The organism is Pacificoceanicola onchidii, assembly GCF_004804335.1.
GTDB lineage: Bacteria > Pseudomonadota > Alphaproteobacteria > Rhodobacterales > Rhodobacteraceae > Pacificoceanicola > Pacificoceanicola onchidii.
Genome location: NZ_SRXY01000002.1, coordinates 244,986 through 259,947 on the forward strand (window position 1 = coordinate 244,986; position 14,962 = coordinate 259,947).

Below are 14,962 nucleotides of genomic sequence, written 5' to 3' on the forward strand. Positions count from 1 at the left end.
ACGTTGATCGCGTTGACCCGCCGCAATTTGCTTTGTTCGAACTTGTAAATGAATGTAAACTGCGCCCATGACCGACCACATTGTCATCGTCGAAGACGACCGCGTGTCGCGCATGCGCTTGGCAGCCTATCTTCGCCAGCTTGGCTATCGCGTGTCCGAGACAGAGGATGCCGAGCAGATGGAATTTCTGCTTGACCATGATCCGGCCGAGCTTTTGCTGGTCGACATAAACCTTGACGGCAAGGACGGGCTGACAATCACCCGCGAACAGCGGGCCAACTCCAAGGTCGGGATCATCCTGCTGACCGCGCGCGACGACCAGATCGACAAGATCGTCGGTCTGGAGATGGGCGCGGACGACTACGTGACCAAACCTTTCGACAAACGCGAGCTTGCGGCGCGCGTCAAAAACCTGCTGGCCCGGATTGGCGATATCGGACAGGCGCCCGAAGGCCCGCCACCCGTCAGCGATTTCGGCCCTTGGTGCTTTGATCGCATCCGCCGCCGACTGGTCAGCCAGTCCCGGACAGAACCTCTGACCAGCATCGAGTTCGGCATTCTGAAGGCGTTGATGGACCATCCGGGGGTGACGTTGAGCCGCCTGCGCATCTCTGAAATCCTCGGGCGTGCAAGCCAACGGTCCACCGACCGGACAATAGATGTCGTTATTGGCCGGTTGCGCAAGAAGATCGAAGAAGATCCGTCACAGCCGAACTGGATTCTGACGGTCCATGGCGAGGGCTATCGCTTCGTGCCGCCCGATCCAACCTGAAGACCGGCCTGCGCCGCCGCCTGTTCCAGCATGTCGCAGGCCTGTTGCCCCGCCTGCCGGAGATGACGCATCTGGTCTTTTGAAAGGGAGCCGTGGTCCGTTTCGATCTGCGCCAGTTCAGCGCGAAATGCGCCCAGTTGATAGTTCGAAACCGCGCCTTTGAGCCGGTGGGCAAGCCGTTTGCGTTTCTCTGGCTCCGCCTCTTCGATCTCGGCCAAGGCTGTTGGAATCTCGGCCAGCAGATCGCGCAGAACCTCTGCCGTGGTTTCCGCGCCAAGATCGCGAACATCCTCGCGCACACTGGCCAAAACGGCAGAATACCCATTAGGAGCTTCCTCTGCATCGCCGTCACCAAATGCCTTGGTCTCCCTTGTCTCGCCGCCACCAGATATGGTTTCCAGAAGGTCGATCAACGCACGCGGCGAGATTGGTTTCAACAGGACACGGGCAACGCCAAGATGGCTGCGCTCGGCTTCACTGTCTTGCAAAGGCTGGGCGGTGAGCGCCGCGATCAACGCGCCCCCGCCGCCCTGCACAAGGGTGCGGATCACCTCTTCGCCCGAGACGTCCGGCAATCCGAGATCGACCAGAACCAGATCAAATGCAGTAGCCGCCGCCGCTTCCAAACCCGCCGCGCCGGTTTCGGCTTCGGTCACGGCGCATCCCAGCCGTTCAAGGTAGCCGCGTGCCACAACCCGGTTCACCGCATGGTCTTCGATGACCAGAACGTTGCAATCGAATTCACGTGACGGCAGGGTGGTTTCTTTCTGGATCAGGTCGGGATCCCCGATTTCAACGGGAAGGGTCAGGGTAAAGCGGCTGCCGACCCCCGGATCGGTTGCCACACTCAATCCGCCCCCCATCGCCTCTGTCAGGTTTCTCGAAATCGGCAGGCCCAGCCCGGCGCCTTCCGTCCCGCTCTGCGCCTCGGATGTGCTGCGGGTATAGGGATCAAAGGCACGCGCCAGAAAATCACGCGTCATCCCGATGCCGGTATCGTGCACCACGAAGGACAGGACGGCAGGGGTCTCTCCGGCTGCATCCGCGAAATCCACCAAAAGGGAGACCGATCCCCCTTCGGTGTATTTAACGGCATTTGACAGCAGGTTGATGATCACCTGCCTGATCTTGACAGCATCTGCAAAAAGAACCGGAGGCACGTTTGCGCCCAGATCGACAACCGGAGTGAGCTGTTTCGCCTCGGCGAGCGCCGACAGGTAGTGCCCCAATTGCCCAACAAAATCACGGATGTTGAAATGCACCGGCTTGGCGCGGGCCGACAGAGGTTCGCTGCCGGAATAGACAAGGATGTCATTGCTCAGCTCCAGCAGTTCCCGCGCCGCCGTCAGCGCGGTTGTCACGCGATCACGCTCGGCCTGTGCCGCCGCCTCGGCCTGCAACAGCTCAAGCATGCCGATAACCCCGTTCAGCGGAGTGCGGATCTCGTGGCTCATGCGGGCCAGAAATTCGGACTTGCCCCGATTGGCGGCCTCGGCTTCTGCGCGCGCGTCATCCGCGGCCCGCATTTCCTGAACCAGATCGCCCGTGCGCGCCACGACAGCCTGTTCCAGGGAATTGCGCAGATTTGTTGCCTCAATTGCCCGGCGCCGCAGGACATTCAGCGCCTTTTCCATGCGTCCGATCTCGTCACGATTGGTGATCGCTGCCGCTTCGCCAAACTCCCCGCTCGCCACGCCGATCATCCGGTCCGCCACCAGCCTGAGCCGCACAATCAACTCGCGCCGCGCGTAGAACCAGATCAACGCGCCCAGGCCCGCAGACACCAGAACCAGCCCCAAGAGACCGTTCGCAAGACGCGCGGCAAAGGTGTTTGCGCGGTCGATCTGCAACAGGTTCGCAGCCTGTACCCTTTGCCGGACGTCCTGTGCATGCCGGGACAGCGCATTGACCTGAACAAGGAGCTGCGCATTGTCGTTTCTGACCTGTCGTCTCAGGCGCAAACTCCGCAAGGCGTGGTCGAACATCCCGTCAGGGTCCGCGGCTTGGCTCAGCACCGCCAAGAGGCTGGCGGCGTCCTGCCGCCCAGAACGCGTGGGAAGGAACGGCACCCGGCGCGCGAAAAGCGATTGGTCTTCCGAAAACCGTGTGTACGATGCGGCGATCTGCTCTTCGAGGGTCAACTGAGGCACTTCGCGCAGGGTTCGTTGAATGGCCTCGGCCACGCGCAACAACTCCGTCATCCGGTCAAAGGCAAAGAAATCACGATCCGCCAACGCATCAAGCCCTGCGCGCCTGTCCACATCAGACCCGGCATAGATGTCCGTGATCCCGGCAGTAATCTTGAGCCGCGCCAGATCCAGCTCCGCTTCGAGCAAAACGCTCAACTCCTGACCGGTCTCTTTGAACAGCGCCATCTGCGCTTCGATCCGCGCCTCAAGCGAGAGAACCTGTTTGGCGGTGCGCGACAGATCTTCGGTCATCCCCACGAAGTCAGGCATGTCGAACCCGGTTCGAGGCTCTGCGGAAATCCTGTCCAGCGCCTGCGTGTCAAGCTCAAGCCGCTGAACCGTCAGGGATAACGACGCCGTCAGTTCATCCAGTTCGCCCGCGCTTTCCGCCTGAACAAAGGACGAAGCCAGAGACCGCACCAGTTCTGCTTCGCCCGCGATGCGCCCCGACAGCTCCATGACGGTGCCGTTCTGTTCGATCAGACGCTCGTTTGTGCCAACCATATACCGGTTGACGCCTACGGCAGCACCGCCCACCATGATGGTCAGCAATCCCATCATGGAGAACACGAGCATTAGCTTCTTGTCGAACGTCTGCCGTCGCATTTTCGCAGCCTACGCAAGGCTTTGTGCAACTGCAATTGCCGTTACGGCAGCTGTTGTTCTGACAGCCACGCTGCTCGCCGCTCCGGCCAGGGCGGCCGATCCGGTCAAGGCCTGCGTGCTGGTTCCGCATTTCAAGGACGAGTATTGGCTCAGTGTCGGGTACGGGCTGGAGCAGGAGGCCAGCCGCCACGACATCACGCTCATGTTCTTCGAAGCTGGCGGCTATCAGTCGCTGACCGAGCAGATTGCACAACTCGCCGATTGCGCAAAACGCGGTGTCGATGCCGTTTTGCTTGGGGCGGTTTCCTCGGATCATCCCGAATTGTTGTCCGCAATCCAAACCGTCTCCCGCGACACCCCTGTTTTCGGCCTCGTTAACGAACTCTTCAGCACAGACCTGTCCGGGCGCATCGGCGTTGACTGGGAAGAAATGGGGCTGGTGCTCGGTCGTCACCTGACCGAGGTGTATCCCACTGGTGGAGCCAAGCAGGAGGCCGTCCTGATCTCCGGCCCCGCCGAAGCCGGCTGGATTGGTCCGCTGGAAAAGGGGCTTCGCGCGGGCCTCCTCAACAGCAGCATAGAGATTGTCGAGGTTTTCAGGGCAGACACCGGGCTGCGCCAGCAGTTGAGTGCCGTGGAAGATGCGTTCTCTGCCTTCCCCGAGGCCGATCTTCTGATCGGAAGCGCGCCCGCCGTCGAAGCGGTGATCGGCCTGATGCAGGCCACGAACCGGCACACGGAGGTCGCTTTGGCTTCAACCTATATCAGCCACACCATCAAACGCGCCGTGATCAACGGGCGAGTTCTGGCCGTCCCATTCGACGATCCCCGGCAGCAGGGCGTTCTGGCCATTCGACAAATGCTGCGGGCTCTTGAAAATGGCCGTCCGGCGGGGTTCGACGGGCCGGACATCCTGTTGATCAGCCGGGCCAACAACCGCATCGGATCCGTTGTTCTGTCCCCGGCCGACTATTTCCCGATCATTCAATAGACGGCGCGGAATGCGCCTTACGACAGGACGTGGTACCGACTTGGATTGAGTTATTCTCCTCGGTCAGGAATTTCTTCCCGTCGTCCGGGTGCCCTTTGTTGCGCAGATGCCAAGTCACCTGCCGAACACCGAAGAACTCAGCCTATTGAAGACTGTCGAGCAAAGAGCGCGCATCTGGCTCGTTCTCGATAGCTTGCGTGCCTGTCCGCCCTGCCTAAATCGACCTTTAGAGCCAGTGAACGCCGCCAAAGCCAAAATTTACTGTGCCAAATCTAGTGAAAATCTGCGTCAAAGCCGACAGCGCGCCACAGCCACGCACAAAACTCGCAAATTTCTGCTTGTTTTAAATGGTGCCCGGGGGCGGGATTCAACTAACACTATTTATCAATGTCTTAGCTGAAAGTGGGACAGCGTAGAACAGCATTTTCGGGCCTCAAGTGTCCCACTCCTGACCCGATGTGCCATGGGGAAGTTGCGACAGGGTTGGGATGTGCTCGGCCTAGGCTGACAGACCTTGGCATCACACCTTGATGGCTGCGGCAACAGGAACCTTCGCTTGCACCTCTGCATAGAGGTCAACGTCGGCCTCATCGGCATCAATCTCGACCACCAATGAGAACCGCGCGACGCACCGCTCTGGGTCTACGTTGCGGTTCTCTTTCCACCAACCGCCCACGGGATAGACAGCAATAACACCCCGTTGTGCCAAGTCACTTGCCGCAATGGTCAGTGTATCAATGTGCATCGAACCCACGCTGCGGCGGTTGTAGCCAAAGTCCCATTCGCCGCTGTCCGGCCCATTGTCGTCCTGGAAGTCATCGACGGCAGTTCGACCAACGCGACGAGTGAATTCATTAACATCCTCATCCGCACCCTTCAGGGCGAAGCGGAGCCCGTGAGAGGCGTATCGGTTCTTTCGGCCACGTGCGACTTCGGACGGATTTGGTTCAATGAATGTGCTAAGGGCGATGCGTAACGTAACATCTTGCCCGATCATCCCACGGAGAACCTCCGTCGGCCAGGGCAACTCGAATAGCCGCATCTCATTCAGCTTTCGACCTGACCCCTTGTTCTCATAGGGTCGGATGTGGTCTTCGGCGATCAGGGTGACCGCGCTACTTGCGCTCTTCAGCGCCCGGTCCATGTTCGGCTGTCCGTAGCCATATCGCGTAAACATGACATCATAAGCACCCTTCTTGTTCCGGTCCGCAGGGGCAATATGAGACCACATCTGGTCCGTCCACCTCGCTGATCCAACATACAAGGCACGGATCGTTTCCGGCCAAAGGTTGGGATAAGCAGATCGCAGAATTGCGATATCACGGGCTGCAAGAGCAGTCGCGGCACTTGTATCAGCAATGTGTGTGAAGGAGCGGGCTGGATAGTTCCGGCTGGTTGTCACCAGCATAAGATCAGAATGCTGGTTCGGCGTTGTGGAATACCCGTCATTGAACCAGTTGCCCCCTTCCAGCACGATGTCCGGCTTGATCGGCCAGGTCTTGGTCCAACTGGCCGTGCGCGACATTGGGGCAAGGTCGCCAAGCACAGCCAGTGTGGAGCCGTGGGTAGGCCCGCCAACATCATTCATTTCTGTCATCGCACCCACGGCAATCGTATTCCATGCTTGGGCAGGAGACTCGATCTCGGCTTCGTCAATGTCATCGCATTTTGCGAGGTAATCGATTGTTCCGTCATGTTGTGGGGATAGGTTGCCCGCAGACACCACCATGAGTCTCTGTTGCTTCACATCACCTGATCGACCAACCGCAAGCTGATCCAATTCGGTTGACCACGACGTAGGTGCACCACTGTGCGGCGTGTCATCCTCAGTGGTCGTCGCCAGCGCAAACGTTCGCAAACGATCAGGCTCAACCTCCACAGCGTTGATCGCCTTCTGGGTCCGGTCGCCCAGAAGATGGTGTGGATTCTGCCCGGCGTCGGGGATCACCTTCGATGACTCGAGACGATGTGGGACGTGGATCGCCACGGTGCTCTGAAGATGTGATCTTAGGTCACCAAACAAGGCGATACCTGCCATCCTCGACCCATGACCGTCCAAGTCTTCCAGGTCCCAACCAGGAACGGCAGCATGACGATCAGCCGCATCCAGTGCTGGCTGGATCAGCGGATGAGCAAGTGTGATACCCGTGTCGAGGAGAGTGACATAGGACGCGACCTGTCCGGTATCAGGTTCATAATGGGTTCGGCTAAGCACATCTTGAACCCACTCGGCCTGCTCTTCGGCTTCCAACCCTTCAACGAAATCGATTGGCACTCCTGGTGGGGACACGGCACGGACGGAGCCAGTTCCAACGGTGGTTGTGGCCATTTGATCCGTGGTTCCTTCGACCAGAACAACCGTGTCTTCAGGAAACTCCAGACGGTCAGGATATACGGTCATCCCCTGATGCACAGCCGTGGCCACGAAATCATCGACCTCGGTGGGCTCCAACCACACTTCCCACGCGATGGGGTCGGCGGACTGTGGAAAAGGCTTTTTGGGGTGTCGCCACAAATCCCGCAGTTCGATCTCAGCAAACATACCGACACTGTTTGCAAGATCAGCGTTGTAGGGATTCCTAACCCCATTCTTGTTTGGTGGCCGAAGCTCACCCGCAAACTGGTTCAGCTTTCCTTTGAGGTTCTCAAGCCCACCACTTGCACGATTTGCCTTGACGATGGCACGTCCTGCAATCTGTTGGTCGATGTCAGCATCCTGAGTGGAAAGTAGAGATAATCCGCTCACATTGAACTTGTCTGCAATCAGCGGCTCACCAGGACGGCCCTCGACAGCAAGGTAGGTTGATTTCGCAGTTTCAACGACCGGAATAGCGTCCAGTGCTGTCACCAACCGTTGCGCATGAGCTTGGCGATTCTGGACTAGGGATGGCCTAGGACTTCCACCACCGCTCCGACCTTTGAACTCTTTAACTGAGGAGACACCGTTAAGAACGAAGTGAGGAAGAGTCCGGTCCGCCATTGTTTACACCCAACGCCTGTAAGTCACGTCGGCGACCAATTGAACGGAGAAGGTCATCCGACGATATGCTCGTTTTCGAGTCTAATACGGCTCGTCGCGCTGCATCCATTGCGGCCTGAATAACATCAGAGGATGAAAGACCATGAGCCTGCTCAACCACATCGTCCCAGATTACTTCTGACAAATCAAACCCGATCAGGCGTCGGGACATCGCCTTCTGCATCGCATCTGCCGTTGGCAGATCATACATGAGCACAAGGTCGAACCGCCGAAGGATCGCTTTGTCCAGGATGCGTGGCAGGTTGGTTGTTGCTATGATCAGCGACGGACCTGTGTCCTCTTCCATGAACTGGAGGAACGAGTTCAAGGTGCGGCGGGCCTCACCAACGTCGTTGTCCCCATCCCTGGCTGCCGCCAGGGCATCGATTTCATCGAACAGGTAGACGCCACGTTGAGTGCGGACAGCCTCGAATATCGCATTTAACTTGGATGCGGTTTCACCCATGAACTTTGAGATCAGGCCGTGGAGTAGCACGGAATACAGTGGAAGCTTCAATTCGCCCGCCAGTGCTGACGCACTCATGGTCTTTCCTGTGCCAGGTGGGCCAGCAAGAAGAACACGCTGCCGAGGAGACAGCCCGTGCTTCTCAAGCATGTCACGCTTACGGAACTCTGTGACCAACTGGTCAAGCTCGGACGACACTGTCTCAGGCAGAATGAGGTCATTGAGCCGCGTCTCTGGGTAAGCAGTGCCAATGATGGCACCAAGTTCTCCGCGAGGCTTCGCAATCAGGGTTGGAGACGTTGACGCAGGTTTCGGCTTCTGACCAGCTTCGACCCATTGACGAAGTTGTTCGGCCAGTCGCGTATGCCCCTTCTGCTCTTCCGATGACGCGAGCTGAAGCGCGAGATCGAAGAATCGTTCTTCGTTCCCCTCCACGTGACTCTTTAAGAGTCCAATGAGTTGCTTGGCGGTGGCCACGACTATCGTCTCCCTGTTGTCAAGAGTTTACACTGTTTGACTGGGATTGCGACCGCGACGTGACGCCACCGGAACGTCTGTTTGCGACTGTTGCATGGCCTGACTGGCGCGATCAGGGCAGGCCCTCTGTGGAATAGATTTGCAGGAACGTTGCAAAGTTGAACAACCGTTCCTCTGACCTGACTTCACCAGTCTCCTGTTCCATCATTTCACTGGCGCGGGCATACACATCTTTCAGTTGGGCCAAACGCCCACCGACGCCTGGTGATCCTTCATTCTCTTTGTATGCAGCCTTCACATACGGCCAGAGCTTAATCTCATAGATAAGGTCCGCCATGGTCATGGGATGATCGGATTGATGCCATGCTACCATCGGAAGCCTGCGCATGAACTTCAAAAGGTCTTCGTCACCAACACGATCAAGAAAGGCCATCGTGCCAGTGGGGTCCACCATAGCGTTTGCGAAGGCGTGTTCGCTGTCGCCGAGAACCAAAATGTCTTGCTGTTGTGTCATTATTTCCCCTTCTGCTCTGTTTGTATGAGTATTTAGGGAAGACGGCAGACAAGTCCGTCAGGTTTGTTTGACCTCTGAGAGATACCGATAGACCGATGATCTGGCGATGCCCAACTGCCGGGCTATCGACGATGGACCCAGACCAGTGTCTGCAAGCTCCTTAACCTGGCTCCCATCGATTGTGGCCGGACGACCTTTGAAGGGGCTGTCGTCACCCTTAGCCAATGCTGCATCTATCCCCTCTCGTTGACGCTCAGCGCGGATGCTGGCCTCAAACTCACCAAACGCACCGAGGAGCGTGAAGAACAATCGACCCGTTGGACTGGAAGTATCGATAGGCTGGTCCAGCACCTTCAGATTGACGCCCTTGTCCTCAAGTATGTCAGCGATCCGTAGCAGGTCACGTGTGGACCGGGCAAGTCGGTCTAGGCGGGTAACTAATACAGTGTCACCCTTCCTGATACCACGAGTGAGCATATCTTCGAGGGCATCGCGCCCATCGCGACTGCGACCCGATACCTTCTCCATGTAAAGGTGTTCGGTCTTCACACCCGCACGTGTCAACGCTGCCTGCTGGATATCGAGTTGCTGATGACGTGCACTGACCCTCGCGTAACCGATTAGCTCTCCCAAACCTAACCTCCTGTCCTGTTTGACTGTCCCACAAACCAATACTGTCCGATAAGTGATTCTGGAAGTCTAATAGGACATCATTTGGATCATTTCCCATGTAGCGCCGGAGTAGACACAAATCGGACATCTTGGTTGGCACATCAGGGGCCAATGTGCCTCCGACAGGGGGGGCGGGGGGACATCCTTAATAGATACTATTAGTCCTGTTGTTCTGATCCCCCTACCTAATTGAAATTCTCATCTGAAAGGACAAACTGGTAACGGGGCGTCCCACCTTGGGGAACAGATTGGCCCCCAAGACCATCCAAATCTCGATAGAGACCAGATTTCATCACAACGACATGCGCGTCATCTCGCTGTCCACTCGTGTATCTGAAACCGAGGTTTCGGCCCAAACTCTGATGAATCTGATCTCGGTAGGCGACAACGTGAGGGTTGGGAATGTTGAATGCCATGCCTAAGGCGCAGAGTTCCGCAAATTGGCTTGGCGCGGGATAGAGAAGGATGGAGGCAATTTTCTTGCCAACCAAGTCATTCCTGCCTCGCGCACCTTCATGTGCCGCGACCTTACCCTGCCATCTCTTGTCCCCTGGGTTGAGCTTATTTGAAATGACAAACTCGAAACCTGCTGCCAACAGGCTTTCAGCGAGATCGATTACCGACTCCTTTTCGCCCCTGGGATTTCGTGCCCTACTGTCAAAAACAAGAGGCACAGAATCGCGGTGCAAATGGGGGGTATGTGTCATGTTGATGACTCGGAAAACCTTTTCCTCATTCGGCCCTCGTTTCTGATTCATTCCTGAAACCACAAGACGCGGCAGGTCTTCGGTGGTGAGCACCACGACGGGGCATCCCATAGACGAAAACCACCTTTGCGGCTTGCAGTAGTATTCACAACCATCGACCTGTGTCACGTAGACGTTCTTTTCGTCAGTGCCATTGCCGAACGGGAACAGACTCGCATCAACGGTGATCTTGTCTTTCTTCAACCTGATCCTTTGCCGGATGATCTGGTCACACGTATCAAAGTCGAATTTCGTATCCGGTTCTGCATTTGCCGCTATTATGGTTTCAAAGGCGGCAACCCTTGTCTGCAACGGAACTTCGTCCCAACGTTTTCCGCTGATCGATTTGCACTTCTTTCGTGCTTTGTCTGAGAGCTTCACCTGCCACGCCGGAAGAACTGAAACCAAGTCATCAACCGAGACTTCGTCATAGATCACACGACGGAAACTCATCTGATCAGCACATGCTTGCAGCTTCTGTGGGTCGAGGTCAGACGGACAGTCGGGATGAAGGAAGGCACGTGTGAAGATGGCATGTGGCCAAACTTTCAGCAGCCCGTGGACCAGAAAAACTACCGCGTTTGGCTGAAAGATCGTGGCCCCGTTTTCTGTGCGCCAAAGGTCGTCACGCAGTCTTTCCATTTCTGAAAAAACTTCCGGCTGTTGTTTCTTGATGAAATGCAACAGTGAGAGTTCGCCAGCTGATCCAGCATCCGCTCGGCTGTATTGCTTGGACGTTCCCGTTGCGTTCAGCGCCTGAGCATAGAGACTGGAGAAGGATGGCAATGAGATGGCATGATTGGTTGGATGCAGTGAATGAAACTCGCTCAGTTTCTCAGAGAGTTGTGCCTCGCTTCGTGCCGAAAACCCAGTGAAGCCACGTGACGGATTAGACAGCGACATGGCTGGAGCCGCCACTCCAAACAGATGAACATCGTCGTCCATCCACAGGTCATAGAATGACTCCATCAAAGAATACGTCTTGCCCAAACCTTCGGGCCCCTGGATCAGCGTTGGCCCTGGTTGGGTAGCAGCATGATGGAACACGGAAGCTGCTTTGCCTCTCGCAGAGGACGTGTCGATTGCGCCAAAGAGAGGTTGGCCCATCTTGGGCAGTCGGGTGACGCTTCTTGTATTCGTTGGGGTGGTTGCCGCAACTGAGGGAAGCAACTCCAACGTTTGATCGAGGGTCAGATTGTTCGGAAGAAAGGCAGGCTTCGGGGATGCGCCACGACCAGCAGCCAACAACCGTCGGTAGTCGCCGCGAACAATGGTAGATGGATGCACATCTGACGCATCGTTCTTGAAGAAAACGATATTGTGTTCGCCATCGAACCTCAGATCGACGGGTTTTGGGTAGTCGCACCAACCGTAATTCTTCAAGTAGCTTTGCAACTCAGCCAGAACCTGCTTGGCATTCACTGACTGAACACGATTGGCACTCGGCATCCTGGTTAACGTTCGAGCCACAGCAGAAAAGCCCTTGATTTTGTCCGCGTCGAACAAGGCAGGAGCACCCAATGGAGCCAATGTTCTGTTGGCCAATCGTTCTTGAAGAACGACCTGCCCTACCTGATCGCCTACAGAAAACCCTTGAAGCTTTGATGGCTTGATCAGAGTGCGAACACCCCATGGGCTCCGGCGTTTCTGAATGTAGCTGCTCAGCTTCGGGTCAAATTTGGCTTGAGTGTTCAACTGCGCCTGGATGATACCCGCTGCTTCCAGCCAAACCAGACGATGCAACTCGGCCAAGGCGGCACCTGAAACATCCTTCTTCCATAGGGCGCGATACCTTCTCTGGTGTGGAAGAAGTCCTTTCGACAAATGCCTGATGTCGAAAACAATATGGATATGTAGGCTTTTGTTCCCACTGAATATCACTGAGTATCCACGGTAGTCAGCATACTTTGACAGAGCGGCGTGAACTTTGGAAAAAGCGCAGATATCCGGTTTCCCCGCAAACCAGTCAAGCTGCATCTCAAGTTCGCCAATAGTCGTGGAGTCCACCTCGAAGGTCAGAACCAACCAGCCGCCGTTCACAATCCTCTGGCTGGGTGGAGTGCCACCTGAGTGCTTGCCTGGAACACGTTTGTTTGGGTCGTATTCTCCCTTCGCCAGTGGGTTGGTGAACAGAACCGCATCTGAAAAGAATGCAGGCCAGTCAAGTTCCATTTCTCCGATCCGGTGTTCCTGGATCATCTCATCGAGATCAAAATCGAGGAAGGAGCCACCCTCACGGCGGAAGAGATGTGGGAAAGCCGCCGCATTACTCTTCAGCCCTCTGGCGATCCATTTGAGACCCAGATCATTTTGTTCCCGAACCCTCGCACGGCGGAGTTGCGATTTATGCGCTTCGGAGATTTTCAGATCGTCGATTGACCGCATCATGGCTTGGCTCCTTTCTTTACATCGAAGGTATTTACGGAATTGGGCTGACTCGTCTGACAGTGGCCGAGGACGATACGGATGGTTTCCTGAACAGATTTCATAAGTCTGTCTCTCGGTCATTTTTTTCAGGATTTTTGTTAGCCTGAGCGGGACGCGGATTGATCTTCTCGACAGCATTCACCGCACGAGTTTTTTGTTCAGCCGAGCGCGTATAGCGGATGACCTCTTTAGATGTCCGGTGCCCCGTGATCGCCATGATTTCCTGTTCGGTGCAGCCATTTTCGGCCAGCACGACACTGGCTGTTTTGCGAAGGCCGTGGGCCGATAGTCCTTTCAGACCCGCCTCATCACACCAGTCACGAAATCGATTCCCGAAGCTTTCTGCGGTCATTGGCCTCCCACGGGCACCGACAATATAAGTCGGACCATTGGTCGGGGTGACATCGATGATTGCCCTAAGTTCTGGAACAATCGGAACCCATAAGCTCACCCTTTTCTGCTTGTTGTTTCGGTTCTTGAATTGAACAAACTCAAGCCCTTCACGACCGTGATATGTCTTCTCCAAACCTGGACCGAGAAGCACGAGATCACTCCGCCTCTGGCCAGTGCACAGGGCCAAGGAGAGCGCAAGTCGTGCCATGCTGCCAATTGGATGGCGCTTCTCAAACTTTGCGACATCATCAAACGTCCAAGGAGGAAAGCCATCTTCCGAGCCAGTGAGCATCGGCACCCTCATCGCCGGATTGTCGTCGCAGTAGCCGTATTCCACGGCGAACTTGAAGACTTGCCGAAGCGCCTTGATCATGCCGTTGGCCGCTTCCGGTCGGTCCGCCATGACATCCCTGCGATGCAACAGGTGGCGCGTTTGCAGAGATGCGAAGGGCTTGTCACCGTCATTTATGTTGCAGCAGAACCGATCCAAAATCTGTCGCCGCACGTGACGAGTGCGTGGGGCCAGCGTCGTGAAAGCGGCACATCGGTAATAGTGCTCGATCAGTTCACGCATCGAACCATTCTTCGTGGTGCTCAGCTTTGCTTGACCCTGCTCTTTGGGGACATGGCCTGCCATCGCAAGTTGATAATCCACGAGAAACTCTGGTGACCCAACGGGGCCGCGCAACCGGAACTTCTTGCCGTGACGCCGATAGTAAAGGCGTTCGTTGCCGTTTCGATCTCGGTCCTTGGTGACATAGGGAAGTGAAATGCTCATACGACCATCCCCTTAGTTCCACGGATTTTCATCGTCGGTGGCCGCAAACCTTTCGAATGCATTGTCCAACGCATTCAGGTCCCAGATGGCACGAGAGAATTTCTTGATCGGCTTCGGCATGACCCTCTGTTGCACCAACCGATCAAAGGTCTTGACGCTGACGCCGATGTAATACGCGGCCTCGTTTCGTGTCAGTCCACGCTTCGGTGTTGATGGTTTGTGACTGCGTTCCTGCACATTCCCGACACGCACCAGAGCTTCGGCAGCGGCTGAGAGGCTGCTTGCAGCATTGGTGAGAACCATTTCCGCGTTGATGGGCTTCTGTCCGCTATCGATCATGCCGCCACCTGCGGGTTCAGGTCGATCTGCGCATGGAACTGAGTAACGAGCATGACGTGCTCACAAACCCGCTCAACCATCTGGCTATAGCGGTCGTTGAGGTCCTGGACATCCAGGCTGAAATGGTCGCGCTTTCTGCCAAGATGATGAGACACCGCGTAGTCAAAGTAGACCGGTGCGTCGTCACCTTGCACAACATGCACGATGATCGGATCGGCCTGTTTGATGCCAACTTCGGCGGACCAAGCGATTGCAAACTCGAACTCTGACGTGATGGAGGGCCTGGATGCAACTTTGGCCCCCAGCAACTTGTAGTGGACGAATGTCAGTGCATCACCGCCAGGCCAGGCTTGGACCAGCAGGCATGAGTTCGCTTTCTTTCCATGTTCGAGTGGTTCGGTCGCATCGACCATCACACCATTTGTGCTGATGAAAGCACGGTAGTCTGCGGTCCTGATGTATTGACGCGCGACGGCATCGGAGGCTGCACATGCATTGACGATGCGATCAATGTCGGCCACGTTATAACTGTCTGATTTCAAGGGCGTTCTCCTTTCTTGTTGGAACGCCTCT

Annotated in this window: 11 protein-coding genes; 2 read left to right on the forward strand and 9 right to left on the reverse strand. The window is 56.2% G+C overall.

What is annotated here, in order from left to right:
* Positions 1 to 67 precede the first annotated feature (67 nt).
* Positions 68 to 772: a response regulator gene (locus tag E4662_RS06430; RefSeq protein WP_136440717.1), complete on the forward strand. Its 705-nt coding sequence runs from the start codon at positions 68 to 70 to the stop codon at positions 770 to 772.
* Here the strand turns inward: E4662_RS06430 and E4662_RS06435 are convergent.
* A complete protein-coding gene (locus tag E4662_RS06435; protein ID WP_136440718.1) occupies positions 742 to 3,567 on the reverse strand; it encodes an ATP-binding protein in 2,826 nt (941 codons plus the stop codon). The two genes, E4662_RS06430 and E4662_RS06435, sit on opposite strands and share 31 nt — an antisense overlap.
* Between E4662_RS06435 and torT the strand changes: the two genes are divergently transcribed.
* Positions 3,521 to 4,558: a TMAO reductase system periplasmic protein TorT gene (torT, locus tag E4662_RS06440; RefSeq protein WP_168797911.1), complete on the forward strand. Its 1,038-nt coding sequence runs from the start codon at positions 3,521 to 3,523 to the stop codon at positions 4,556 to 4,558. The two genes, E4662_RS06435 and torT, sit on opposite strands and share 47 nt — an antisense overlap.
* A gap of 520 nt (positions 4,559 to 5,078) precedes the next feature.
* Here the strand turns inward: torT and E4662_RS06445 are convergent.
* The 8 genes from E4662_RS06445 to E4662_RS06480 all read right to left on the reverse strand — a co-directional run bounded on the left by E4662_RS06445 (position 5,079) and on the right by E4662_RS06480 (position 14,931).
* A complete protein-coding gene (locus tag E4662_RS06445; protein ID WP_206080261.1) occupies positions 5,079 to 7,406 on the reverse strand; it encodes a S8 family peptidase in 2,328 nt (775 codons plus the stop codon).
* Positions 7,407 to 7,503: 97 nt separating this feature from the next.
* Positions 7,504 to 8,520 (reverse strand): AAA family ATPase, encoded by a 1,017-nt coding sequence (locus E4662_RS06450; RefSeq protein ID WP_136440721.1) that lies wholly within the window; start codon positions 8,518 to 8,520, stop codon positions 7,504 to 7,506.
* 112 nt (positions 8,521 to 8,632) lie between these two features.
* Positions 8,633 to 9,034: a hypothetical protein gene (locus tag E4662_RS06455; protein WP_136440722.1), complete on the reverse strand. Its 402-nt coding sequence runs from the start codon at positions 9,032 to 9,034 to the stop codon at positions 8,633 to 8,635.
* A gap of 57 nt (positions 9,035 to 9,091) precedes the next feature.
* Positions 9,092 to 9,667, reverse strand: coding sequence for a recombinase family protein (locus tag E4662_RS06460; protein ID WP_136440723.1), 576 nt, complete (start codon positions 9,665 to 9,667; stop codon positions 9,092 to 9,094).
* 224 nt (positions 9,668 to 9,891) lie between these two features.
* Positions 9,892 to 12,840, reverse strand: a complete 2,949-nt coding sequence (locus E4662_RS06465) for a hypothetical protein (protein WP_136440724.1) — start codon at positions 12,838 to 12,840, stop codon at positions 9,892 to 9,894.
* A gap of 97 nt (positions 12,841 to 12,937) precedes the next feature.
* On the reverse strand, positions 12,938 to 14,050 hold the full coding sequence (locus tag E4662_RS06470) for a tyrosine-type recombinase/integrase (RefSeq protein ID WP_136440725.1): 1,113 nt from the start codon (positions 14,048 to 14,050) through the stop codon (positions 12,938 to 12,940).
* Between the two features lie 12 nt (positions 14,051 to 14,062).
* The gene (locus tag E4662_RS06475) at positions 14,063 to 14,389 is read right to left on the reverse strand and encodes a helix-turn-helix transcriptional regulator (protein ID WP_240705138.1); all 327 of its coding nucleotides are present in this window, start codon (positions 14,387 to 14,389) and stop codon (positions 14,063 to 14,065) included.
* Positions 14,386 to 14,931 (reverse strand): hypothetical protein, encoded by a 546-nt coding sequence (locus tag E4662_RS06480; RefSeq protein WP_136440726.1) that lies wholly within the window; start codon positions 14,929 to 14,931, stop codon positions 14,386 to 14,388. The genes E4662_RS06475 and E4662_RS06480 overlap by 4 nt, the downstream gene beginning before the upstream one ends.
* Between the last annotated feature and the right edge of the window lie 31 nt (positions 14,932 to 14,962).